The following is a 22,151-nucleotide window of genomic DNA, read 5'->3' on the forward strand; positions in this document are numbered from 1 at the left end:
CCCACGCTTAGCCCTTGACTGCGCCCGAAACCATTCCCGTTGACATCCTGTTTTGAACGAAGATAAACAAGATAAGAACGGGGATTGTAATAAGCGTCGAACCGGCCATCACGCCTCCCCAGTCAGAACCTTGAAGGCCCTGCTGGAAGGATTGGAGCCACAGCGGCAAGGTCACCGCAGAATCGCGCGAGAGAACGATAAGCGCCAGCGTGTACTCGTTCCACGAATGCAGGAAAGCAAAGACTGAAGTTGAGACCAACCCCGGCGCCAGCAACGGCAAAGTCACGCGCATGAATGCTTGCACGCGGGTGCATCCATCAATCATTGCGGCCTGTTCCAATTCCTCGGGAACGGCCTCGACGTATCCGCGCATCATCCATGTGACGAAGGGGAGTACACCACCGACGTAGAGCAGGGACAATCCCGCGACAGAATTCAACAGTGCCCACGAATCAAGCATGCGGTACTGCGAAATGAACAGTGCCTCGGCGGGGATCATCTGGATCACGAGGATGGAGACGATTAGGGTGCGTCGGCCTCGGAAGTTAAAGCGAGCCAAGGCAAGCGCTGCAAGAAGCGAGCACAGCGTAGTCGCGCATACAGTGATGATGGCTGCGCTCAGCGACATAAGCAGTGCAGAGCGGAAAGCCGGAGAAGTCAGCACCCCCACAAAATGCTCGGTTGTCAGCGGTGACGGCCAAAGCTTGGGAGGACTCGATAGAAGGTTGCGTTCTGTTTGGAAAGCAGAGTTGACCATCCAGTACACGGGAAGCAACCACATCAGTGCCGTGATCACCAAGAGCACATTCACGATGACTTTACCGGGACGCACCTTGCGCCGATTTGATTGACGAGGCGACACTTGGCCCGCGTTTTCCCTGACCTGCGTGGCACTCATCGTGCGTCCCCCTTCGTGAAGAGCATATGGATGTATTTCGCCGTGATAACCACAGTGATCAGCAAGATGACCGTTGCCAGGGCCGAAGCCATCCCGTAGTTGCCCTGTGAAATACCCAGCCGGTAAACATAGGTTCCCAAAAGGTTTGTTTCCGTTGAGATCGATCCGGATTGCTGCAGGACGTAGATGTGCGTGAAGACACGCAAGTCCCAGATCACTTGGAGAACGCCGATCAGTGCGATGACGGGAGAGATCGACGGGAAGATGACATAGCGCAGGCGGGAGAGGTATCCAGCGCCGTCGATTTGTGCCGCTTCAATCAGCGAGTCATCGATTTGAGTGACGGCCGCATAGATTGAAATTGCAGCCAAGGGCATCGACGCCCAGATGATAATGGCCGAAGCTACCAAGAAGAAGGTCCAGTAGGACGCTGAGAGCCAAGCAAAACCCTTGAAGGGAAGGCCAAGAGCCGCCAAGAGGAAATTGATGAGGCCAAAGTTCGGGTCAACCAGCCATTGCCAGACAGTGAGCGAGGCAAGGAGAGGCATTGCCCAGACGACTATCAGAGTGGAGTTCATGAAGGTTCGCGCCGCTGGGGAGGCTGCGCGCATCATGAGTGCCAAAGTAATGGCGCCAATCATGGTGATTCCAGCTGTCCAGGCACAAAATGCGAGTGATTTTGCAAGGACCGACCAGAAATAGGAGTCGGAGAGAATCGCTTTGTAGTTGTCGAATCCAACCCACTTCGGCGGCTTTCCAAACTGCTGTTCCAAGCCAAACTTTTGGAAAGACATGATGAACTGGCGGAGCATGGGGTAGCCCAAGACAACCAAGACCAGAACAACGGCTGGACTGAGAAGAAGGAAGGGTGCCATTTTCCGTTTCAGGAAGCCCTTCTTTGGGCGCCTCTTGACGGAAGACACGTGGGTGGAGGTCATTTTTCTCTCCGGTATTGCGATGGTGCAGGGGAGTCGCCCGGAATACATTGAGGACGGACGACTCCCCCACTATTGATGCGCCGCTCGCCGCCTCGTGCGGATAGGCGCGTTGTGAAGGGCTACTGCTGGTTCAAGGTCGCATCGAGCTTTGTGCCCGTTTCCTTTGCGACTGTCTTGACATCCTTACCCTGAGCAATCTCGGTGAAGAAATCACGGATGACGTTGTCACCAGCGACGACTCCCCACTGCGGAGTATTGGGGGTGAGCTTCGAGTTCTCGATGACGGTGGTCGAGATATCAGCAAATGCGCCTTCCGAGGCTGAACCGTACTGGGTATTTCCAGGTGTCCACCCCGATTTTGCGACCATCTTCTGGAAGTCCTCGGAGAAGATCACTTCGAGTGCCTTCTTTGCGAGCTCAGGGTTTTGCGCGTTTGCAGCGAGGGAAATCGATGAGCCCCCTGCGAAGGTCTTACCAACGCTGCCTTCCTTGAGTCCAGGAATCGGCATGACGCCGACCTTGCCGGCATCCCACAGTTCCTTGTCGATCTTCTTGGCAACGGAACCGGTGCCGACGAGGATACCAACCTTGTTTTCGTTGAAGTACTTCTGGAAGTTCTTCTGCGAAGCGGAAGAGTCCATCGCGTATGCGGTGCCATCCTTAAAGATCTTCTGGATGCGTTCGAGGGAAGCGACGGTGTTGGGATCCGTGAGCTTTTCCTGCCACTTGCCGTTGCTCAAGGTTGCATAGTCGCCATCGCCGGCAAACATCAGTGACTCAACACCGTGAATGTCAACAGCAGACAGGTACATTCCCGAGAAGCCCTCAACTCCGTCGGGGTTTGCCTTACCCAGGGCAACTGCTGCATCTGCCAATTCATCTAGGGTCTTCGGAACAGCAATGTTGGCCTTCTCGAAGAGGTCCTTGCGGTAAATAATTCCGCGTGCACCGGCGTAGAGAGGAAGCGCGTAGAGCTGGTTATCCCAGCGTCCTGCATCAATGAAGCTCTGAATCAGCTTATCGCCGCCGACCTTGTTGTAGAGGTCGTCAACGGGAGCAAAAGCCCCAACAGATGCAAAAACAGCAGTCTGAGTGTTTCCAGTTTCGACTAGGTCGGGACTCTCGGACTTCGATGCCAGGGATGTCTGGAGCTTGGAAACGATGCCATCCCAAGGTTGAATTTCAACCTTGAGGGTGTTTCCGGGGTTCTGTTCGGCGAAGGTCTTCTCGAGGTAAGCGATCGCATCGTCAGAGATCGACCCCTCCATGAACCACACGCGCACGGTCTTTCCCGTGATGCTTGAAGTGTCGCTAGAAGCGCTGGAACCGGACGTGCTGGATGAGTTTCCACATGCCGCAAGGCCGAGGCTGAGCGCAGACGCGGTTGCCAGTGCGATCAGGCGCCTTCTGGTTGTGTGCTGAGACATTGTTTTTTCCTCTCAAACGCTACGCGCCTATGCGTAGATGAGCTTAAGTATCATCAGCACAAAAAAGTTTGTCAAGAACCGTGACACTTTTGTTACACGGCAAGTTTTACAATCGACTCAACGACATCTTCATCCCGCACAATGACCCTGAAGGCCGCAGAAGCCATCTCCTGAGCCGAAGCTGGCTGCCCCGCACACGCAAAACGTACGTTACGGGAAGATAGAGGAAGGCCCCGGCGACGAACAATCCGTCGCAAGGGATCAAGAAGACTCTCCCCCACCTGCGCGATCTCACCGCCAAGGACAATCACCTCAGGGTCAAGTAAGTTCGTGACACTCACCATCACCACGCCCAGCTGCTCACCAATTTCCTCGATGACGCTTGTGCACGCATGATCCCCGCTCCGAACCGCTGCAACGAAGTCTGAAATCGTCGCACCCGCGCCAAGAATTGGCTTGAGTCGAGCAAGAATTGCAGGCGTTGATACATACTGCTGAAGACATCCTCGATTGGAACACTCACACGGTAATCCCATGGGATCAATGCTGATGTGTCCCAGTTCCCCAGCACCCCCATGCGCACCTTGGACCAGAGTTGCGCCGAGGATGTTCCCCATAGTGATTCCATGCGAAAGATGGACGTAGACCATATTGTCGACCGGCTGATCCAGCCGCTCAAACTCAACAAACGCCGCCAATCGCGCGGTATTTTCCACACGGACAGGGGCCTGAAGAAGGGAACTCATTGCCTGAAGAGGATTGGTATCTTTCCACATTGACGAGGCCGTGCCACCAACCACCTCACCCGTGCGAACGTTGATTTGGGTATTGACTGCAATATGGCCTGCACACACCCTGGGTGCTCCAAGATCAGCGAGCATCGCGCGGATAGTCTTCTCGACATGAGCCAGACGCATCTTCCCGATTTCTCCTGGCTTTTCAGGATTTTCACGCGAGGCAACAATACGTCCATCTACGGTGGCAATTGAGACAAGAGTGCGATCAATCCAAAAGACAACCGATACCAAAACCCCCAGTTTTTCAGTGAGCTTGACAGTCGACTTCAGTGGAGATTCCCCATCATCAGCCATATACCCTTCGGCGATAAGGTCTTGAACTACGTTTGTGACCGTTGTTCGAGATACCGAGAGAATGCGAGCGAGCGCAGCGCGATGCTGCGGGCCTTGACTCACAAGGGCAGCAATAGCTCGCTCTTTGTTGGTGCTCAGCACTTTCCTCTCCCATCACGTCTTGGCATACCGAAATAGCAATGTTACGATTCGTAACACTATAGTCGGTTGACCTTATCAAAGGGGATTAACGTGTCACCCTCAATAATCCCACACGACCGCGAATGCACACCGGCATTCGCATGGCGCGGCTTCATGCTCGATTCTGCGCGAACTTTCTGGCCCCCCGAGCTAGTCCACGAGATCCTCACTCTCCTCTCGCGTTATGGTTTCAACCGTTTCCACTGGCATCTCACCGATGATGCGGGATGGCGGATCAACATTCCCGGCTACCCCGAGCTCACACGCATAGGCGCGACCCTTCCGCGAGAAGCTTTCGATTGGTACGACAATATCGATCCCGATAAACGTGCAGAGATGATCGCACGTGCTCCTCAAGATTCCACTTGGGGGTATTACACGGATGAGGACATCCGTGAGATTGTCGCCCACGCTTCCTTAGAAGGAATCGAGGTCATCCCTGAAATTGACCTTCCCGGACACATGCACGCCGCAATTCGCTCTTATCCAAACCTCGGAGATCCGGCACTTGCTTCACTGCCCGCCAAGAAGTGGAGCCATCGAAATGACCTGCTGTGGCCAAGCGAAGAAGCTTGGGACTTCATCGAGGCCACACTCACGCACGTCGCTTCGCTCTTCCCATCGCCGATCATTCACATTGGTGGTGATGAATGCCGTTTCGAGGCATGGGAAAGCGACCAAGAACTCATGAATTCCCTTGCGGCGCAAGAAATCCTCTCTGGGCGAGAACTTCAAGCCCACATGACCCGACGCACGCTGGCACTCCTCCACAGCCTCGGCAAGAGAACAGCAGGATGGGACGAACTGACGGAAATCGCTCCCTGCGAGGTTCTCGATGACACTCTCATCATCGCATGGCGCGGATTCGGCGAAGGTCCCCGCAGGGCGGCGCAATCTGGACAGCCCTGGGTCTATGGATGCTGTGACCAGCTCTATCTCAATCGTCTCGCTGGTCCGGCCCAAGAAGAACCCGCCGCCATGTTTGGCATCATCACCGAGGATCGAATCCTCACTGAGGTCATGGCGGAAGTGCACAAAGCACAAAACCCCCCGATTGGAATCCAAGCCGCACTGTGGTGCGAATTCGTCCCAACTCGCGAGCAGCTCTTTTACCAGCTCTTCCCACGCTTACTCGCGGTCGCAGAGGTCGCCTGGCACGGCCTCGATGCCCTCAATGACTCCCAGATGCGTGAGAGGATCGATACGGAAATGGAATGGCTGGCCTCGCAAGGGGTGCGAGGCCGCAGCCGCAGTTAGGCGATCAACTCCAGAGCCGCCTTCACCGCGTCCTCAACGCTCCCCTCGCTGGGATACACCAGCGAGGTATCCGCCATGATTCCAATGATGTTCGGGTACGACAGTGCTTCTTGAACGCGTTCACGAACTGCGTCCACGCCCGCACTGAAATCCACTCGCAAAACGATGGGAAGAGTGGTCGCATGGGCAAGACGCTTCACGTCCTCGCACAGCGGGAGCATGAGCCATGTCAGTCCCGAGGTTGTTCCCAGACCCGATGCGATCGCAGTCGCTAGGCAGATGGAATCCATATCGAGGTGGGTGCGAACGCGACCGGATTCGTCGCGGCTTGAAATCACGGCTTCAAGCAGGGCAATTCGACCCGAGGCATTGAGCGCGCATACCCCGCGAGCGCAACGAGACAGAGTATGGGATGAGCCCTCATCGCTGTAGTCCAAGCGGAGCAGCATCTTGCCACCATCCAAGCGAGACTCATGGATTCCCGCGATGTCGTAGCCACTCATGACGTCGTCCAATTCGAAGGAAGAGTCAGCTAGGCCGCCTCGGTTCATTGAGCCGATGACGAACTTTTCCTTGAGGACTCCAGCGATCGTCAGATCTTCGACAAGATCAGCTGCACCCACGCATCCCTTGACCCCTTCAATGGCGAAGGCCTGGCACAAACGGTCGAGCAGATCCCAGCGGTCTTCCAGTGCCCGAGGGTTACCTCCCGCCGCCAAGTTTCCACGAGCGGGGTCGTCGGCAGCGATCATGAGGAATTTCGCGTTGGGACGGATCCCCATTCCGCGATCACGCATGACAAAACCGATTTGCTCGGGGTGGTTGACCCTCATATCGATGATCTGATTGATATCAACACTCATCGTTCGTCTTCTTTCCGCACATCCGCGCAGGCATCCATGCGGGCGGGGACGTCGTCATCGTTAAAACCATAGATTGTTGTTGCGGCCGCATCGACGCGGTCGCGGTCACAGTATCACCAAAATTCGGTCCACTAAAAATTTGCAGCGAGGCCGGGCGGCACTTTCGCGGGGTTGCGCGCGTCCTTTCGCGCGCCTATTGACGTTCGGATTTGGCCAGATTGTCGCGGATCGCCTGGCCGATGCGTTCAAGCGTGTCGGTCTGAATCCACGTTGAATCCAGTCCAAAGCGAGAACCCATATGTTCACTGTTCTTTCGCAGGCCCAGGATTGCTTCCCACAGGGGGATGAGTTCCTCGTGGTAGGTGTGTCCGTGCCCGCCGGGAGCCGTGCCCGCAACGGGCATATCGACGAGGACCTGAATGTAGGTGGCCAGACGCGTGTAGACCATCTGTGAACTCACGTCCCCGTCGACATGTTCAGAAATCCAGTCGGGTTTGTTCCAGGCAAGCTGCGAATTCCACCAGACCACGGGATCGGAGGGGTGCTGCGCGTAGACGATTCGCGGGAAGTTCCATCGCCCAAGCTCTCGCCCATACACGTCCGCCCACAAGTTCTCCGGAACATTGACAAAACGAACGTGACGACCGTTGGCAACAACGGGGGCGACCTGGGGGCTGCCTCGGTGACGCACTTGGGTGAGCTCGGCATGCATGGGGGTGAAGGCGGGGGTTCCGACCCACAGTGCACCGTCGGTCCGGGTCAAAACATCGACGATCCCTGAAAAGACATGTTGCGAGGCGTAGGCACCCAAGGATTCCCCGCACACGAAGAGTGCGGGTCGCGACTCTTCAGGGAGTTCGTCAACCGCGCGGCGAATCGTCTCGAAAAGAATGACCGCGGCTTCCTCTGAGACGTCCAGATCTGTCAGGAAGTTAATCGAGGAGGGGACAAAGGAATACTGCATGGACGCCGTCGCACAGTTTCCCAAGGTGAGGTATTCCAAGGGTTGGACTTGCCATTCGTCAACCCATCCCGATCCAGTCGATGTTGCAATCAAAATAACTGCACGTTCAAATGCCCCACTTCGGCGAAGTTCGCGTACTACTAGATCAGCTGCACTCTGGAGGCTATGCCCTTCTGCTGGCATTCCCGCGTAGACGCGGATCGGTTCTTGGGCGGCGCATCCGGCGACGGCCTCGATATCTGCGCGACTGGGACCGCGGCCAAGGAACACGCGTCCCTGACCGCCGACAGACTCCCAGCTCGAGTAGGACGAAGGTGAACCAGAGCGTTCCTTGACTTGGGGCTGCACGATTCCCTTAGCGGTCCGATTGTTCATGCGGCGCGCGTGACGGGTGAAAAAGTTAATTCCCAGCTTGATGATGACCTGCGAGGTCAATCCGTAAACAATGATGACGAGAAGCGCCAAAGTAATGGACAGTGCAACAACGTAGTGCAGCCACTGACTGAAGAAAGCAAGAAGAGCGCGCCCAATCCACTGCAGTCCAGAAGCGATGGCAAGAAGGACAAGGGTGAGGACGACAGCTCCGGCAGTGCCCAGAAGGTACTGGCCCAAGTTCTCGCCGGACATTCCAACCAGAACATCGGCTCGCCTACGTTCGCGATAGGAGTGGATCAACCAGCGAATCAGCCACAGGTAGAAAGCAAAGAAGAGAATGACTCTAAACGCGAGCGCCACCGTGGGTGGAGCAGTGATCTGAACTCCCAATCGGGGGACAACGATCGCATACAGGCGTTGTAGGGTCAGGCCGAGGATGTAACCAGCAGCCGTGAGGACACCGGATGCTACCGCGTGCCACTGCCACGAGCGAGCAAGGAGAGAGGGAGAGACGGAGACTCCGTACATGACCAGCGCGCCGATCAGGCCGAGCAATGAAATATTGATGATGTCACCCCCTCTTGTCCTACGTGTCTATTGTGCCCGATACGCCGTCCATACAAGAGTGAAGTACGGCAGAATCACAGTGGAATGCGGCGCAAATCCCAGATGCTCATACAGGTACCAACGCAGGTTTGCCTGCATCTTTTCCCTGCCCGCCGAGGTCGAGCGCAAATAGGAGGAGCGCGTTGTTCCCAACTCGAGAATCTCCTCGGGAGTGCTCTCGTCTTCCCAATCGAAACGCTCCAAAACGGGCTGCGACCACTGCGAGTTCAAAAGGGGCGGCCGATCAGGACGATGAACATCTCCCGAGCGCATGATGCGCGTGAGCCTGTGCACCCAAGGAATCGTGACATCGAGCTGATTCCACACGATCATGAGCTTCCCGCCAGGACGCACGATTCGATGCATCTCCGCGCTTGCTGCTTCCGCATCCATCCAATGCCACGATTGAGCGAAAACAGCGCGGTCAACGCTGGAATCAGGAAGCCCCGTTGACTCCCCGCATGCGTCGACAATTTCCAGATTCGCGTCCTCTCCTAGAAGCTGCCTCATCTGGTCGCGCATTGCCTGGGCTGGTTCGATAGCCGTGACCTTCACTCCGCGAGAAAGGAGTGCGGCAGTCAGTTTGCCCGTCCCCGCTCCCACGTCTGCGATCGTGAGTGTCGAGGCCTCGGCCCCTTCCACGATCTTCTCGACTGCCGCGCGCGGGTAGCTTGGGCGCACCGCTCCATAGGAGTCAGTCGCAAGACGGAAGGGATTGGTCACGAGTGAAGCCTAGTGGATGATGCCGTGTGATGCCCGAGCCTTGACTCGCTCACCCACCGCTGGGACCCGGCTTCCGAAAGGAATACGCACAATGCGCGGCTCGCCGTCAGCCTCGTTTTCGAGGCGCGCGGGCACTTCGTAGTACCCGCGGGCGCGGCGAGATACCCCTCCGGTGATCTCAATCCAAACCTCGCCTACGTCTGCCCTCCCCTCGAGTTCGATGCTCGCAAAACCCAGGAAACGCGCGACTTCTGCATCCCCTGGGTTCGCCCACAGGGCCTCGGGAGTGTCGATGCGGCGCAGGCTGCCCTGAATCATCACTCCGATTTGGTCGGCGACTGCGAAGGCCTCGTCCTGGTCGTGAGTGACGTAGATACTCGTAATTCCCTCGCCGGTAATGATCTCGCGCAACTCGACTGAGAGGCTTTCGCGCATGGTGCGGTCAAGTGCGGATAGCGGTTCGTCAAGAAGGAGAAGACGAGGCCGTGGCGCGAGTGCGCGGGCGAGGGCTACTCGTTGCGCCTGTCCTCCCGACAAGGATTCAATGTTGCGCGAAGCAAATCCCTCCAGACCAACGATTGCAAGGACTTCGGCGACTCTGCGCTCACGCTGATCACGTGGAAGATGACGCAGGCCGTAAGCGATATTTCCCTCAACATTTCGATGGGGGAAAAGCTGCCCATCCTGGAACATCAGCCCGAAACCGCGCTGATAAGTGGGTGTGTCAAGAACTGACTCGCCTTCCCAGCGGATATCCCCGTCGCTGGGTCGTTCAAGGCCTGCAATTGCACGTAAGAGCGTGGATTTTCCGCAGCCGCTGGGGCCAAGGAGTGCGGTAATCTGGCCGGGTTTTACATCGAAAGACACTTCATCGAGTGCGCGAAAAGACCCGTAATCGACGCTGACCTTCGTACAGCTCAAGGCCACGTTTTCACTCATACTGTCTCTCCAATCTCAGCGGGACGCAGCCACTCCATACACGTGATGAGCAGCGCACACACGAGTGCAAGAAGTACACACGAGGCCATTGCAACCCCTTGATCCAGTGCATCGGGACGCGAAATTAATCGATATATCACGACCGGGAGCGTCACCGAATCGCCCTTGGCCAGGAAGGATGTCGCGCCAAATTCACCCAGCGATGTTGCGATCGCGAAACCTGCTGCAATGCCAAGGCTACGAAGAAGCACGGGACCGTCAATTGTCGCCAGAATGCGCGCCTCACTTGCGCCGAGGCTTGCCGCAGCTTCGCGCAAACGCGGGTTAATGGCACGCAATGAGGGCGCGATCAAGCGAACAACTAAGGGAAGCGCGACTACTGCTTGCGCACAGGGAACAAGAATCCACGAGCTCCGCAGATCCAGAGGCGGGCGATTCATGGTGATGAGAAAACCAAAACCCACCGTGACTGCAGAGACTCCCAGAGGAAGCATGAAGGCGCTCTCAAGGAGTGAAAGCGCGACGCGCCCCGCTCGTGAACGCGGATGACGAGTCACAAGAAGGACGACGCAAACACCCACGCTCAAAGCAATCACCATTGCAACCAGAGCGACAAGAAGCGAGTGCCCCAACGCTTGGAGGGGTGAAACGCGCAGTGCGGGAGTGAAGGAGGAATCGGCCAACTTGAGGTAGTGCTCGAAGGTAAAGCGGCCTCGTTGATGGAGGGAACGCCACACAAGCGCAGCAAGGGGAAGCACAACCAGCACAAGGACCACGCCGGCGCTCATCACAAGCGTCCACACATCGCCTCGGCGCACGCGATGCCCCAGCTGCGAGGACCTTAAGGCGACTGCTCGAGTACCACGGCGGCGCGCGGCCTCGGCGACAATCAGGGACACAGCGATCACGACAAGTTGAACGATCGATAAGACCGAGGCGCTACGCAGATCCAGGTACTGGGTCGTGAGCATGTAGATTTCGGACTCGACGGTCGTGAGCTTCGAACCGCCCAAAATCAGCACGATTCCAAAGGAAGTCGCGCAATACAAGAAGACCAGGGAAGCTGCCGAGGCGATCGCAGGAAGAAGGGTCGGGAAAGTAATGCTTGTGAATACTCGCAGTGGGCGCGCTCCGAGGCAGGCGGCAACTTGTGCGCGGCGGCCGTCGATTTGCGCCCAAAAACTACCGACATTGCGTACGACCAGCGAGTAGTTGAAAAAGACCATGGCCGCGATCACCGCGGCGGGCGTCCCGTCGAGATTCAGGAAGCCCAGCCAACCTTGGGGAGCAAGGAGAGAACGGAAGGCAACGCCAACAACAACAGTTGGGAGAACGAAGGGAACAGAGATGAGCGCACGCAGAGCGCGCTGACCGGGGAAGCGACAACAGTAGAGCGCGTAGGCGCCGGGTAGGCCCACAAGCAGTGAAACACAGGTGCCCAGGAGAGCCATCCAGAGAGTGCGAGCAATGACGCGCCACGTGCGCGGCGCGGAAAGCAGTTCGCCGAGCCCCGAGAGGTCAAGCCCCCCACCGGGCGCGACAAAGCCCTTCGCGATGAGCGTCGCCGCGGGCCACGCGAAAAACAGCGTGAGAAAAGCCAGGGGGACGCCCAGGCCAACGGCCCCGGCGCCCACCCTCGCTACACGCTGTCGCAGGTTTTTCACCCAAGAACCGTTTCTTGCCAGGTCTTGAGCCAGTTTGCAGAGTTCTTCTGAATCTCTTGGGGATCAACACGTGCGGGGTTTTCAGCCAGGGGACCGAACTTCTCCAGTGCCTCGGGAGCCTTCCCCGCGTAGGGGTGCATGTAGGTTGCCTTGGAGATCGCGCTCTGCACCTCGTCGGAGAGGAGGAATTCGATGAACTTCTTCGCGCCCTCGGCGTTCTTTGCGCCAGTGAGGACACCGGCATATTCGATCTGACGGAAGCAGGTGTCGGTAATGACACCGGTCGAAGACTCGGTTCCCGCATCGTTGACCGCGTAAGCGGGAGAAGAACCGTAAGACACCATCATCGGGAAGCTGCCCTTGCCTTCACCCGCGCTGTAGTCAACGTTAAAGGCCTGGGACCAGCCTTCGGTGATCTTCACGCCATTGTCCTTGAGGGACTTCCAGTAGTTCGCGTAGCCATCGGGACCGTACTTGGCAATGGTGGCCAGCATGAAGGCCATTCCGGGAGTCGAAGAAGCCGGATTCATGGCGACGAGCATGTTCTTGTATTCAGGCTTCGCCAGATCCTCAAAGCTTGCGGGAGGAGTGAGCTGGTGTTCCTTAAACCAGGTCTTGTCGTAGTTGACGCAGACATCACCGCGATCGATGGGGACCAGTCCCGGTTCTCCCGCAAAGTTATCTGCAGAGTTGGGCGAGGTGATCGATGCGTCCGCAATGACGCCTTGGCCGACAATGCGCGTCGATACCGTGTTGTCGAGGCCGAATACCGCGTCTCCCAGCGGGGCATCCTTCGTGAGGACGAGTTGGTTGGCGAGCTCGCCACCGTTGCCAATCGCTTGGATCTTGACGGTGATCCCGGTCTGTTCGCGGAACTTGTCAAGGAGTTCCTGCGGGAAATCGAAGGAATCGTAGGCAAGAACCGTGACCGTTTGTTCACCGCTTGACGAGGCCGCGCTTCCTTGGCTTGTCGAAGAATCCTTTGCGCTTGATGAGCAAGCTGCAATCGACGTGGCCCCAATGAAAAGAATCGCGCTTGACGCGATGAGACGAGCGCGACGGTGCGCCGAAAAAGTAGACATTGTTTCCTCCGCTCAGGTGGGAGGGCTGGACCGCCTCGGGATGAGGGCAGTCCGGAGATTGCGACTTCCTACGCCGGCATAATCCGGATCAGGTGTAAGGGTCTGCATTCGCACTCTCAGCCCGCTGTGGGCTCCCCTGTCTTACCCGGTCAGCATAGCGCATCGCGACAAGGCAGCGCCCAGAGATCGTGCAGCTCCGGGTAGAAAGACGCCACTGTCACACGGGGAGCGGCGCACGCTGGGCTTACGCGGAAATCGGAGCGCGGCCTCGGCGATCAAGAGCGCGATGACGACGCACAACACCGACCACGGTAATAATCACCATCCACGCAGCCGACATCAGCAATCCCTTCAAACTCTCAGATTCCAGAGCCAGGACCACAACCATAAGCGCGATAAAGATGATGAACAGCCAGGCAGAGAAGACACCACCGGGCAGCTTAAAAGCGGAGTCCTGGTGCTTGTCGGGATACTTGCGCACGTAGAACAGGTAGGCGATAACAACCAAAACCCACACGACCATGAAAAGGGTCGCTGACATCGCGGTCACAACGGTGAAAACACTCAGGATTGAGTCACCGAAAACCAGAAGAATCGCGGCCGAGAGCAAGAAAACGCAGGAGAGGAACAGGGCGTTCTGGGGGACGTGACGCTTAGAGAGCCGGCTGAAGAAGGGAGCTGCATCGCCTTGAAGTGAGAGGGAGAAGAGCATCCTCGAGGTGGAGTAGATTCCCGAATTTGCCGAGGAAGCAGCAGAGGTCAGGACAACAAGGTTCACCAGCGATGCCGCCATTCCCAGGCCGGTCAAGGAAAACATCGTGACGAAAGGCGACTGGGTCTTATCGATCTGATCCCAGGGAGTCACCATCATGATGACGGCCAGTGAGCAAATGTAGAACAGGACCACTCGGACAGGAATCGAGTTGATTGCCTTGGGGAGAGTCGTGTCGGGATCGGCGGTTTCGGCGACCGTTGTTCCCACAAGCTCGATACCGACGAAGGCGAAGATCGCAATTTGGAAGCCACCCAGGAAACCAGTAAATCCTGTTGGGAAGAGTCCTCCGTGGCTCCACAGGTTCGATACTGCGGCGGTCGTGCCATTGGAGTCTTGCATTCCGATGGCAACCATAATGACCCCGACCACGATCAGGGCAATGATCGCAACGATCTTGATCATGGCAAACCAGAATTCGGTTTCACCAAAGGCCTTAACTGTCATTGCGTTGAGGGCGAAAAGCAGGAGGGCGGTCGCGACGACGGGGATCCAGGAGGGCAGATCAGGCCACCAGAAATGGACGTAACCGGTGATTGCGACGACATCTGCAATACCGGTAACGACCCAGCACAGCCAGTAGGTCCAGCCCATGACAAAACCCATGGAAGGGCCAAGGAAGTGGCGGATGATATCGGCGAAGGTCCCGTATTGGCGGTCCGACAGAAGGATCTCGCCCATAGCGCGCATGAACAAGAACAGTGCGCTACCGATGATGAGGTACACCAAGAGAATCGAGGGACCCGCTGTCGCAATGGTTTTTCCCGAGCCCATGAAAAGGCCCGTACCGATTGCGCCGCCAATAGCGATGAGCTGAATGTGGCGATTCGTCAGGTTGCGTTGGAGCTGGCGGCCCGAGGCCTCACCACTGTTCTCCTCAGCATGTCCGCTGGTGCTCATGTTGGTCCATTCTTCTAGCTGAGTTTTCCACGCTAGCATGCCCAACCGGGATAGATGAGGGAAAATGGCTTGTATGAGTGAAGTGATGATTTCCGTCGCCAATGTTCCCACCGAGCGCGCACATCGCTATGGGCATCAACTTGCCTCGCACATGGGGCGAAAAATTGAGGCGCAGTGGGATGCTGAATCAGCGCGCGGAATCCTGACCTTTACTCGCGAGGGTTTGCCCAGCGGTGAGTGCGCAATCTCGTGCACCGACCAGCATCTGCATCTTGAGCTAAAGACCTCTCCCGAGGCCGTGGAGCACCTGGAGTTCGTCGTCGGAATTCACCTAGCCCGCTTCGGGTATCGCGACGGGCTTGAAATCGCATGGGTCAGGACTGACCCTCAGACCGGAGAAGAGGTCGCTGGATCCACGCAGGGTCCTTTGACGGCTGAGGATATCGAGCGTCACCGTCGCTCTAAGTAATCCTTAGCACTATCGACAGCCTGATCCCACAGTCCGGCCTCATTTTCCCAAAGCTGATAGGCCTCGTCTTCGTCATCACTGAGGGCAGAGATTCCGAACTCTTCAACGTGAAGCGCGACCTTGCCCTTTTCTTCGGATAAAGAAACCTCAACAGTAGTCAGGGATTCCTCGGGGAACTCGTCACTAGCCAGTGGGTACCAGCGGAAGGTCACAACGTCCATGGGGTCTTCGTCAACCTTCTCGACGAGCCACGTCCCGGCTTCTGGATCGGTGATGTGGTACACGCCGTTATCGTCGCGTTCAACCTCATGGTCACCCAGAGGACCATCGTTAATCCACCAGCCCGGTTCAGAAACCAGAGCCCACGCGTCTTCGATGGTGGTGTCAACGAGCACCTCAGCTTCAACGCTGTCCGTGTTCTGGCCTGGGGTTTCTGATTCGTCATCGCCGAAGAAGTCCATACCTCAACGTTAGCGAGCCGCGGCCCAACTGCCAAGATCTAGGAACATTTTGCGGAGGTATTGAGCCAGCTCCGCAGCCGGAAGCGTCTCAGGAGTCAGCGCCACACTGAACATCGGTGGTGGGAACGACGTTTCGCAGGAAGTAGCCTTCGACGGCTGTCGCCACGCATTTGCTGCCACTCTTTGAGTAAGCGGTGTGGTTCCATCCTTCCCACGTCACCAATACGCCCGAGGACAGTTCCTTAGCCAGGTTTTGTGACATGACGTAGGGCGTTGCAGGATCATGAGTCGTTCCAACGACCATGATCGGAGGCGCGCCTTCAGCACTGATCGGCTGGCGTTTCGCGTGCGAGGTGGGCCATCCCTCAAGACCGGCTGAAGTGAAACCTGCTTCTTCACCAAAGACCAGTAATTCGCTCTTCAGGGTTTCGTAGCCCTTTGTCCACTGATCCGCGTTCCCGACAGGCGAGTAGTCCAGCGAGTTGATCGCGACAATCGCATCCATCGAGTTCGAGGCGTATGAGCCGTCCTTGTTTCGTTCATTGAGGAGATCCGCCACGAAGAGCAACATGGAGCCGTCGTTTGAATTCAGAGCCGAGGTCATGGCCTGCGTCAAAATTGAGTAGGTCTCGGTCGAGTACAGCAGTCCGATAACGGCGCTCATCGCCAGATTGCGCGTCAGAGGACGATCCGCATCTGAGGTCTGAAGCGGCGAATTCTCCAAGCTATCGAAGAAGGCCTTCATCTTTCGCATTCCCGCGTCTGCATCGCCAGTGAGCGGGCAGTTGCGCCCGGCTTGGCAGTCCTCAACCCAGTGGCGGAGAGAGGCCTCGAAACCGCGCATCTGCATGGCCGCGAGGTCATCGCCTTGTACTGCAGGATCAACCGCACCATCAAGGACCATGTGTCCAACGTTTGTTGGGAAAAGTCCCGCGTAGGTTGCACCGAGGAATGTTCCATAGGAGTAACCCAGGTAATTGAACTTGTCCTGTCCCAGCAGCGCGCGGACCATGTCAAAGTCCTTCGCCGCATTGACCGTGTCAACATGCTTATACAGGTTTCCACTTAGATCCTGGCATCCCTTGGCGAGGTCAGCAGAATCTTTCTTTGCCTGTTCAATAAGTTGAGCAGGAGTTGCATTCGGATCTTTATCGCTGCCTGTACCAGCTGCCTGCTTGTCGCGGTCTTCGTCGCTCAGGCAGCGAACAGGAGTAGATGCACCTACCCCTCGCGGGTCCAGAGCTGCGATGTCGAAAGCCCCGACAAGCCCATTCCCTAAGGAACTGTTGACTTGGGAGACAATCGAGGACACGGCTGCCCCACCGGGACCACCGAGATTAAAGAAAAGAGCTTTGCCTTCACTCTGATCGGCGCGGTGGATCGCCAAGGCAAGAGTGATTTGATTCCCGTCAAGGTTTTCCCAGTCCAGAGGCGCAGTCAGCGACGCGCACTGATACTTGTCAATGTCGCGCGGCGCAGCGACGCCGTTGCTGGTGATTTCCGAAACCTCACACTGTCGCCAATTGAGGGGCTGAGAGTAGAACTGATCCTTCGTCGGTTTCCCGGGAAGAGGATCAGCGCTGTGTGCAACCGTCACCTTGTTCTGATTGTTCGGGCTGACGGCGGCAGCCGCCTCTGCAAAGCTATCGATCGAGCCCTTGAAGTAGTACGCAACACCGAAATTCGATGCGAGCGCAAGCACCACGAGGACGGCGACAATCAAGCGAGAGCGTGAGTTCATGCCCCTACCCTATTAGATGTTTAGACCTGCGGTCGAAGCGAGAGTGTCATCGCTTCCAAAATCAGAGGGACTGACATGTTTGTTGTCAGCCGCTTTCGAGCTTCCTCAATCGCCTGGACGCGGGTCATGGTCTGCTGCGGCGTTGAGCGCGTAGCAAGTTCTTCGATGAGGTCCGTGCAGTCATCATTAATAGGTTCTTGATCGCTTCCCAGTTGACGCATGAGGACATCACGGTAAATCCCAAGAAGATCAACAAGCGCGCGATCAAGCGCGTCTTGAATAGCGCGCTTCGAGCGCCGTTTCTGTTCGTCCTCGAGCTCGCGAATGCGTGCGCGCTGGTGCGAGGCCGGGGTCTGGCCTTCCTCCATTCCAAGCTGGCGCATGAGTTCAGCTTTTTCGCGGGCATTACGTTCTTCGGATTGAGATTCTGCCTGAGCTTTCGCAATGGAATGCAGGTCTTCAGCGGCAAAAACAGCTTCGCCGACGGAACGCACCTGTGCCGGGGCAGTAATGATTGACCGGCGGCGTTGACGCATCTTCGGGTCTTTGGCGAGAGCCCGAGCCAAGCCGATATGCGATTGGGCTGCGCGGGCAGCAGAAAGTGCATCCGCGGGTTCAACCCCGTCACGACGAACGAGGAGATCTGCGACTGCGTGCGGATCTGGGATTCGCAACCCAAGGTGGCGGCATCGTGAACGAATCGTTGTGATCATGTCTTCCGCACTGGGCGCACACAGCAACCACACGGTGCGTTCGGGAGGTTCCTCAACTGCCTTGAGAAGAACATTCGCGGTGCGTTCCATCATGCGGTCCGCATCTTCAATGACAATGACTCGCCAGCGTCCCTGCGAAGGAGCTGTCTGCGCGCGCACGACGATTTGTCGCACTTCATCGATGCGAATCTGGGTTGATTCCGTACTGAGGATTGTCACGTCCCCATTTGTCCGAGCCAGAGTTGTGACGCATCCCGGGCACTGACCACACCCTGGGACATCCCCCGTGCACTGTAAGGAGGCTGCAAAAGCCATGGCAGCAACGGATCGACCTGAGCCGGGAGGTCCGGTGATGAGCCACGCGTGGGTCATGGAGCGTGCTGCATCATCAACGGGAATTCCTTGGGACGCGCGGTCGACGATTGCGCGGGCGGCGTCAGCAGCCTGTCGCAATACCGCCAGGGCGTGTTCCTGGCCAACCACTTCGTCCCAGACACTCACAGGAGAATGCCGTCCTCTTCCAGAAGAGCCCAGAGCGTTGCCTGAGATTCAACGGGCTTGGCATTTTCTGTAGATTCCTCGGGCAGTCCCTGGAAGGCGGCATCAACGCGTTCTTCAAGGACTCCGCGGATTTCGCTGAAGACCTGATCTTCAGTTCCCACACCGTCGATGACAACGATACGATCTGCTTCAGAGTCTGCAAGCGCTAAGTACTGGTGACGAACGCGCTCATGGAATTCCATGGATTCGCGTTCCATTCGGTCCGGTTCACCGCCGCGACGCCTTGCGGCAACTTCTGGCGGAACATCAATGAGTAGCGTGAGGTTCGGGAGCAGGCTCTCCGTTGCCCACATGGACAGGCTGCGAATTTCGTCAACGCCCAGGCTTCGCGCGGCACCCTGGTATGCCAAAGACGAGTCGATGTAGCGATCAGCAAGCACAATTTCGCCGCGCTCCAAAGCCGGACGAATCAATGTCGCGACATGGTAGGCACGATCAGCGGCGTACAGCAGTGCCTCGGTGCGGGGATCAACGTCGTCTGGCCCGTTCTGAACCAATTGACGCAAGGTGGTGCCCAACTCAGTTCCACCGGGTTCCCGCGTGACAACCACCTGTTGTCCACGTTCTTCAAACCACTGGCGAACCCGCTGAATTTGGGTACTTTTGCCGGTCCCATCTCCCCCTTCGAAGGTGATGAAGAGTCCGCGCCCCGCCTGTGCACCACTACCCATTGATCTCATGTCTCTATCTTGACAGTGCCCACCGGCATTTACGTCCATTTTGGACCGGTCGGCGAAAGAACATTTACTTCTTTGTCGAAGTCTTCTTCGTCGTGCGTCGAGTTGTTGTCTTCTTCGCAGTGGTCTTACGGGTGCGCTTGGGAGCCGGTCCCTTCGCGCGCTTGTCTGCAAGCAGCTCATACGCACGTTCAGCGGTCAGATCCTCGACGGTTTCGGCGCGAGGAACGGTCACATTAGTTTCACCATCGGTGATGTAGGGCCCGAAACGACCGTCCTTGACGGTGACCTTCTTGCCCGAAACCGGATCTTCGCCAAACTCACGCAGCGGAGGCTTTGCTGCCCCGCGGCCTCGTTGTTTGGGCTGAGAGTAGATCTCCAGCGCCTCGTCCAGGGTGATCGTCAGAAGCTGGTCCTCGCTGGGAAGGGTGCGCGAATCGCTTCCCTTCTTCAGGTACGGGCCGTAGCGACCGTTTTGCGCGGTAATGACCTCACCGTCAGAGGGATCAACACCGACCTCACGCGGAAGCGAGAGCAGCGCAAGCGCATCCTCCAACGTGATCGTCGCGAGATCCATCGACTTGAACAACGAGGCCGTGCGCGGTTTTGCCGCAGCCTTCTTTCGCGTCTTCTTCGCGGGCTTCCCGTCTTCAGAAGCTTCCGCTTCCTCGGTTTCTTCGGGCAGAATCTCCGTCACGTAGGGACCGTAGCGGCCGTTCTTTGCAACCAGCATGTGTCCGCTTGCGGGATCGATTCCCAACTCGCGTCCATCATCTGCAGCAAGCGCGAAGAGTTCCGTGATCTTCTCTTCGGTCAGTTCATCGGGTGCGACCTCGGGCGGCACATTTGCGCGCGTCCCATCGGCCTTTTCCATGTAGGGTCCGTAACGGCCCACTCGCAGAGTGACGCCATTTCCCATGTCAATAGAGTTCACCGCACGGGCATCGATATCGTCTCCCAGGGATTCAACCTGGAACTTCAGGCCGTCAGCGTCGCCCTTACCGTCTGCACCGAAGTAGAAGGTGCTCAAAAACTCGTGGCGATCTTCGCTTCCCGCAGCGATCTGGTCCAGATCGTTTTCCATCGATGCCGTGAAGTCGTAGTCGACCAAGTTCGACAGGTTTTCTTCCATCAGTCGCGTGACCGAGAAGGCCAGCCAAGTCGGAACCAAATACTGGCCTCGGTGGGTGACGTAGCCGCGATCACCAATGGTTTGAATCGTTGCCGCATAGGTTGAGGGGCGACCAATTCCGAGCTCTTCCATGGTCTTCACCAGGGTTGCTTCGGTGTAGCGTCCCGGGGGCTGAGTCTGGTGTCCCTGCGCCTGCGCTTCTTCAAGCAGCGCAAGTTCCCCTTCGCCCACCTGAGGAAGGGTCTTCTCAGCATCGGTTGTTTCCGCGTCGTAGCGTCCCTTGTCCTGACCTTCCTGGTAGGCCAACCTGAACCCGGGGGACGTGATCACCGTTCCCGAGGCGCTGGACAGCACTGCGTGAGGCTGACCTTCGACCTCGACATCGGTCCGCACGCGGATGGTAGCGGTAAAGCCGAGTGCGTCTGCCATCTGCGAAGCGACGGTTCGCTTCCAGATCAAGTCATAAAGTGCAAGCTGCTGACGATTCAAAACCGAGGCGACTTGCGCGGGAGTGCGGAAGTGATCCCCAGCGGGGCGAATGGCCTCGTGAGCTTCTTGCGCACCCTTAGAGGTGGTGCCGTAGATGCGCGGCTTCTCAGCCACGGCCTCGGCCCCATAAAGTTCCTTAGCCTGCTGGCGGGCAGCCCTGATGGCCTGCGAAGACAGGGCCGTAGAGTCAGTACGCATGTAGGTGATGAAACCCGACTCGTACAGGGACTGAGCGGTCCGCATCGTCGAGGAAGCGTTCCAGTGGAGCTTGCGGGACGCTTCCTGCTGCAGCGTCGAAGTAGTGAAGGGAGCTGCTGGACGACGGCGGTAGGGCTTCTGCTGAACAGAATCGATCGCGGAATCACGCGCGGCCTCGAGCGCTGCGGCGAAAAGCGGCGCGGAATGGGCATCCAGGTGGAAGGCCTCGTTCTTGGTGGCCTTTGCGGAAAGTTGACCGTTTTCATCGAAGTCAGAACCGGTTGCGACGGGACGATCATCGATGTGCGAAACCTTTGCACCAAAAGACTGACCCGAAGCGGCAAACTGGGTATCGATCGACCAGTACTCCGCACTCACATGCGACATGCGGTCGCGCTCGCGATCAACAACCAAGCGCGTTGCAACCGACTGAACGCGGCCCGCAGACAGGGAGGGACGAATCTTGCGCCAGAGCAGCGGCGAAACTTCGTAACCGTAAAGACGGTCAAGAATTCGGCGAGTTTCTTGGGCATCGACCAGATCGGTGTCGAGCTCGCGAGTATTTTCCAGAGCGCGCTGGATCGCTTCCTTCGTGATTTCATGGAAGACCATGCGGCGCACGGGAACCTTGGGCTTGAGGACTTGGAGAAGGTGCCAAGCGATAGCCTCACCTTCGCGGTCCTCATCAGTTGCCAGGAAGAGTTCGTCGGACTCTTTGAGGAGCTTCTTGAGCTCGGTGACCTTTTTCTTCTTGTCGGGATTGACAACGTAATAAGGGGTGAAGCCGTCCTCGACGTCGACGGCGAAGCGCCCGTAGGGACCCTTCTTCATGTCGGCGGGCAGCTCCGAGGGCTGTGGCAGGTCGCGAATGTGACCGATCGAGGCGGTCACATGGTAGTCGGGTCCCAAGTATCCTTCGATCGTCGCCGCCTTGGCGGGAGACTCCACGATCACCAGCTTGGTCGCTGCCATTGTTTGTCCCTTCCGTTGCTACCTCGTATTTGTAGCACCCTTTGCTGGTCCTCCGATGG

The 22,151-nt window shown here is 57.3% G+C and carries 18 protein-coding genes and 1 riboswitch; of the genes, 2 read left to right on the plus strand and 16 right to left on the minus strand.

Annotated features, from left to right (window positions below):
* Positions 1 to 7: 7 nt before the first annotated feature.
* The 4 genes from HMPREF1627_RS01515 to HMPREF1627_RS01530 all read right to left on the minus strand — a co-directional run bounded on the left by HMPREF1627_RS01515 (position 8) and on the right by HMPREF1627_RS01530 (position 4,495).
* Positions 8 to 898 (minus strand): carbohydrate ABC transporter permease, encoded by an 891-nt coding sequence (locus tag HMPREF1627_RS01515; protein WP_034500466.1) that lies wholly within the window; start codon positions 896 to 898, stop codon positions 8 to 10.
* Entirely contained in the window at positions 895 to 1,836 is a 942-nt protein-coding gene (locus HMPREF1627_RS01520) for a carbohydrate ABC transporter permease (RefSeq protein WP_034500467.1), read from the minus strand. The genes HMPREF1627_RS01515 and HMPREF1627_RS01520 overlap by 4 nt, the downstream gene beginning before the upstream one ends.
* 119 nt (positions 1,837 to 1,955) lie before the next feature.
* On the minus strand, positions 1,956 to 3,263 hold the full coding sequence (locus HMPREF1627_RS01525; protein WP_234305194.1) for an extracellular solute-binding protein: 1,308 nt from the start codon (positions 3,261 to 3,263) through the stop codon (positions 1,956 to 1,958).
* A gap of 92 nt (positions 3,264 to 3,355) precedes the next feature.
* On the minus strand, positions 3,356 to 4,495 hold the full coding sequence (locus HMPREF1627_RS01530) for an ROK family protein (RefSeq protein WP_034500469.1): 1,140 nt from the start codon (positions 4,493 to 4,495) through the stop codon (positions 3,356 to 3,358).
* Positions 4,496 to 4,585: 90 nt separating this feature from the next.
* On the opposite strand from HMPREF1627_RS01530, the gene HMPREF1627_RS01535 reads away from it, so the two are divergent.
* A complete protein-coding gene (locus tag HMPREF1627_RS01535; protein ID WP_158705797.1) occupies positions 4,586 to 5,791 on the plus strand; it encodes a family 20 glycosylhydrolase in 1,206 nt (401 codons plus the stop codon).
* Here HMPREF1627_RS01535 and HMPREF1627_RS01540 read toward each other — a convergent pair.
* The 7 genes from HMPREF1627_RS01540 to HMPREF1627_RS01570 form a co-directional block, all read right to left on the minus strand.
* On the minus strand, positions 5,788 to 6,654 hold the full coding sequence (locus HMPREF1627_RS01540; RefSeq protein WP_034500470.1) for a Cgl0159 family (beta/alpha)8-fold protein: 867 nt from the start codon (positions 6,652 to 6,654) through the stop codon (positions 5,788 to 5,790). The two genes, HMPREF1627_RS01535 and HMPREF1627_RS01540, sit on opposite strands and share 4 nt — an antisense overlap.
* A gap of 193 nt (positions 6,655 to 6,847) precedes the next feature.
* Positions 6,848 to 8,560, minus strand: a complete 1,713-nt coding sequence (locus HMPREF1627_RS01545) for an alpha/beta-hydrolase family protein (protein WP_034500473.1) — start codon at positions 8,558 to 8,560, stop codon at positions 6,848 to 6,850.
* A 27-nt stretch (positions 8,561 to 8,587) separates the two neighbouring features.
* Positions 8,588 to 9,322, minus strand: coding sequence for a class I SAM-dependent methyltransferase (locus tag HMPREF1627_RS01550; RefSeq protein ID WP_034500475.1), 735 nt, complete (start codon positions 9,320 to 9,322; stop codon positions 8,588 to 8,590).
* Between the two features lie 9 nt (positions 9,323 to 9,331).
* The gene (locus HMPREF1627_RS01555) at positions 9,332 to 10,261 is read right to left on the minus strand and encodes an ABC transporter ATP-binding protein (protein WP_034500477.1); all 930 of its coding nucleotides are present in this window, start codon (positions 10,259 to 10,261) and stop codon (positions 9,332 to 9,334) included.
* Positions 10,258 to 11,925 carry an ABC transporter permease gene (locus tag HMPREF1627_RS01560; RefSeq protein ID WP_034500478.1) on the minus strand — a complete coding sequence of 556 codons (1,668 nt, stop codon included), beginning with the start codon at positions 11,923 to 11,925 and terminating at the stop codon, positions 10,258 to 10,260. The genes HMPREF1627_RS01555 and HMPREF1627_RS01560 overlap by 4 nt, the downstream gene beginning before the upstream one ends.
* A complete protein-coding gene (locus tag HMPREF1627_RS01565; RefSeq protein WP_034500479.1) occupies positions 11,922 to 13,007 on the minus strand; it encodes a thiamine ABC transporter substrate-binding protein in 1,086 nt (361 codons plus the stop codon). Before HMPREF1627_RS01565 ends, HMPREF1627_RS01560 begins: the two co-directional genes overlap by 4 nt.
* A gap of 48 nt (positions 13,008 to 13,055) precedes the next feature.
* Positions 13,056 to 13,155: riboswitch (TPP riboswitch) on the minus strand.
* 96 nt (positions 13,156 to 13,251) lie between these two features.
* The gene (locus tag HMPREF1627_RS01570) at positions 13,252 to 14,679 is read right to left on the minus strand and encodes an amino acid permease (RefSeq protein WP_034500480.1); all 1,428 of its coding nucleotides are present in this window, start codon (positions 14,677 to 14,679) and stop codon (positions 13,252 to 13,254) included.
* A 73-nt stretch (positions 14,680 to 14,752) separates the two neighbouring features.
* Between HMPREF1627_RS01570 and HMPREF1627_RS01575 the strand changes: the two genes are divergently transcribed.
* Positions 14,753 to 15,148 (plus strand): DUF2218 domain-containing protein, encoded by a 396-nt coding sequence (locus tag HMPREF1627_RS01575; protein ID WP_034500558.1) that lies wholly within the window; start codon positions 14,753 to 14,755, stop codon positions 15,146 to 15,148.
* On the opposite strand, the gene HMPREF1627_RS01580 is transcribed toward HMPREF1627_RS01575, so the two are convergent.
* The 5 genes from HMPREF1627_RS01580 to topA all read right to left on the minus strand — a co-directional run bounded on the left by HMPREF1627_RS01580 (position 15,130) and on the right by topA (position 22,092).
* The gene (locus HMPREF1627_RS01580; RefSeq protein WP_034500481.1) at positions 15,130 to 15,609 is read right to left on the minus strand and encodes a toxin; all 480 of its coding nucleotides are present in this window, start codon (positions 15,607 to 15,609) and stop codon (positions 15,130 to 15,132) included. The genes HMPREF1627_RS01575 and HMPREF1627_RS01580 overlap by 19 nt on opposite strands.
* Positions 15,610 to 15,697: 88 nt before the next feature.
* Positions 15,698 to 17,350, minus strand: a complete 1,653-nt coding sequence (locus HMPREF1627_RS01585) for an alpha/beta hydrolase (RefSeq protein WP_034500483.1) — start codon at positions 17,348 to 17,350, stop codon at positions 15,698 to 15,700.
* Between the two features lie 20 nt (positions 17,351 to 17,370).
* A complete protein-coding gene (locus HMPREF1627_RS01590) occupies positions 17,371 to 18,564 on the minus strand; it encodes a DNA polymerase III subunit delta' (RefSeq protein ID WP_034500484.1) in 1,194 nt (397 codons plus the stop codon).
* Positions 18,561 to 19,295, minus strand: coding sequence for a dTMP kinase (tmk, locus tag HMPREF1627_RS01595; RefSeq protein WP_034500486.1), 735 nt, complete (start codon positions 19,293 to 19,295; stop codon positions 18,561 to 18,563). The genes HMPREF1627_RS01590 and tmk overlap by 4 nt, the downstream gene beginning before the upstream one ends.
* Before the next feature lie 73 nt (positions 19,296 to 19,368).
* Positions 19,369 to 22,092, minus strand: a complete 2,724-nt coding sequence (gene topA, locus HMPREF1627_RS01600; protein WP_034500488.1) for a type I DNA topoisomerase — start codon at positions 22,090 to 22,092, stop codon at positions 19,369 to 19,371.
* Positions 22,093 to 22,151 lie beyond the last annotated feature (59 nt).

The sequence above is a fragment of the Actinomyces sp. S6-Spd3 genome (assembly GCF_000758755.1).
GTDB lineage: Bacteria > Actinomycetota > Actinomycetes > Actinomycetales > Actinomycetaceae > Pauljensenia.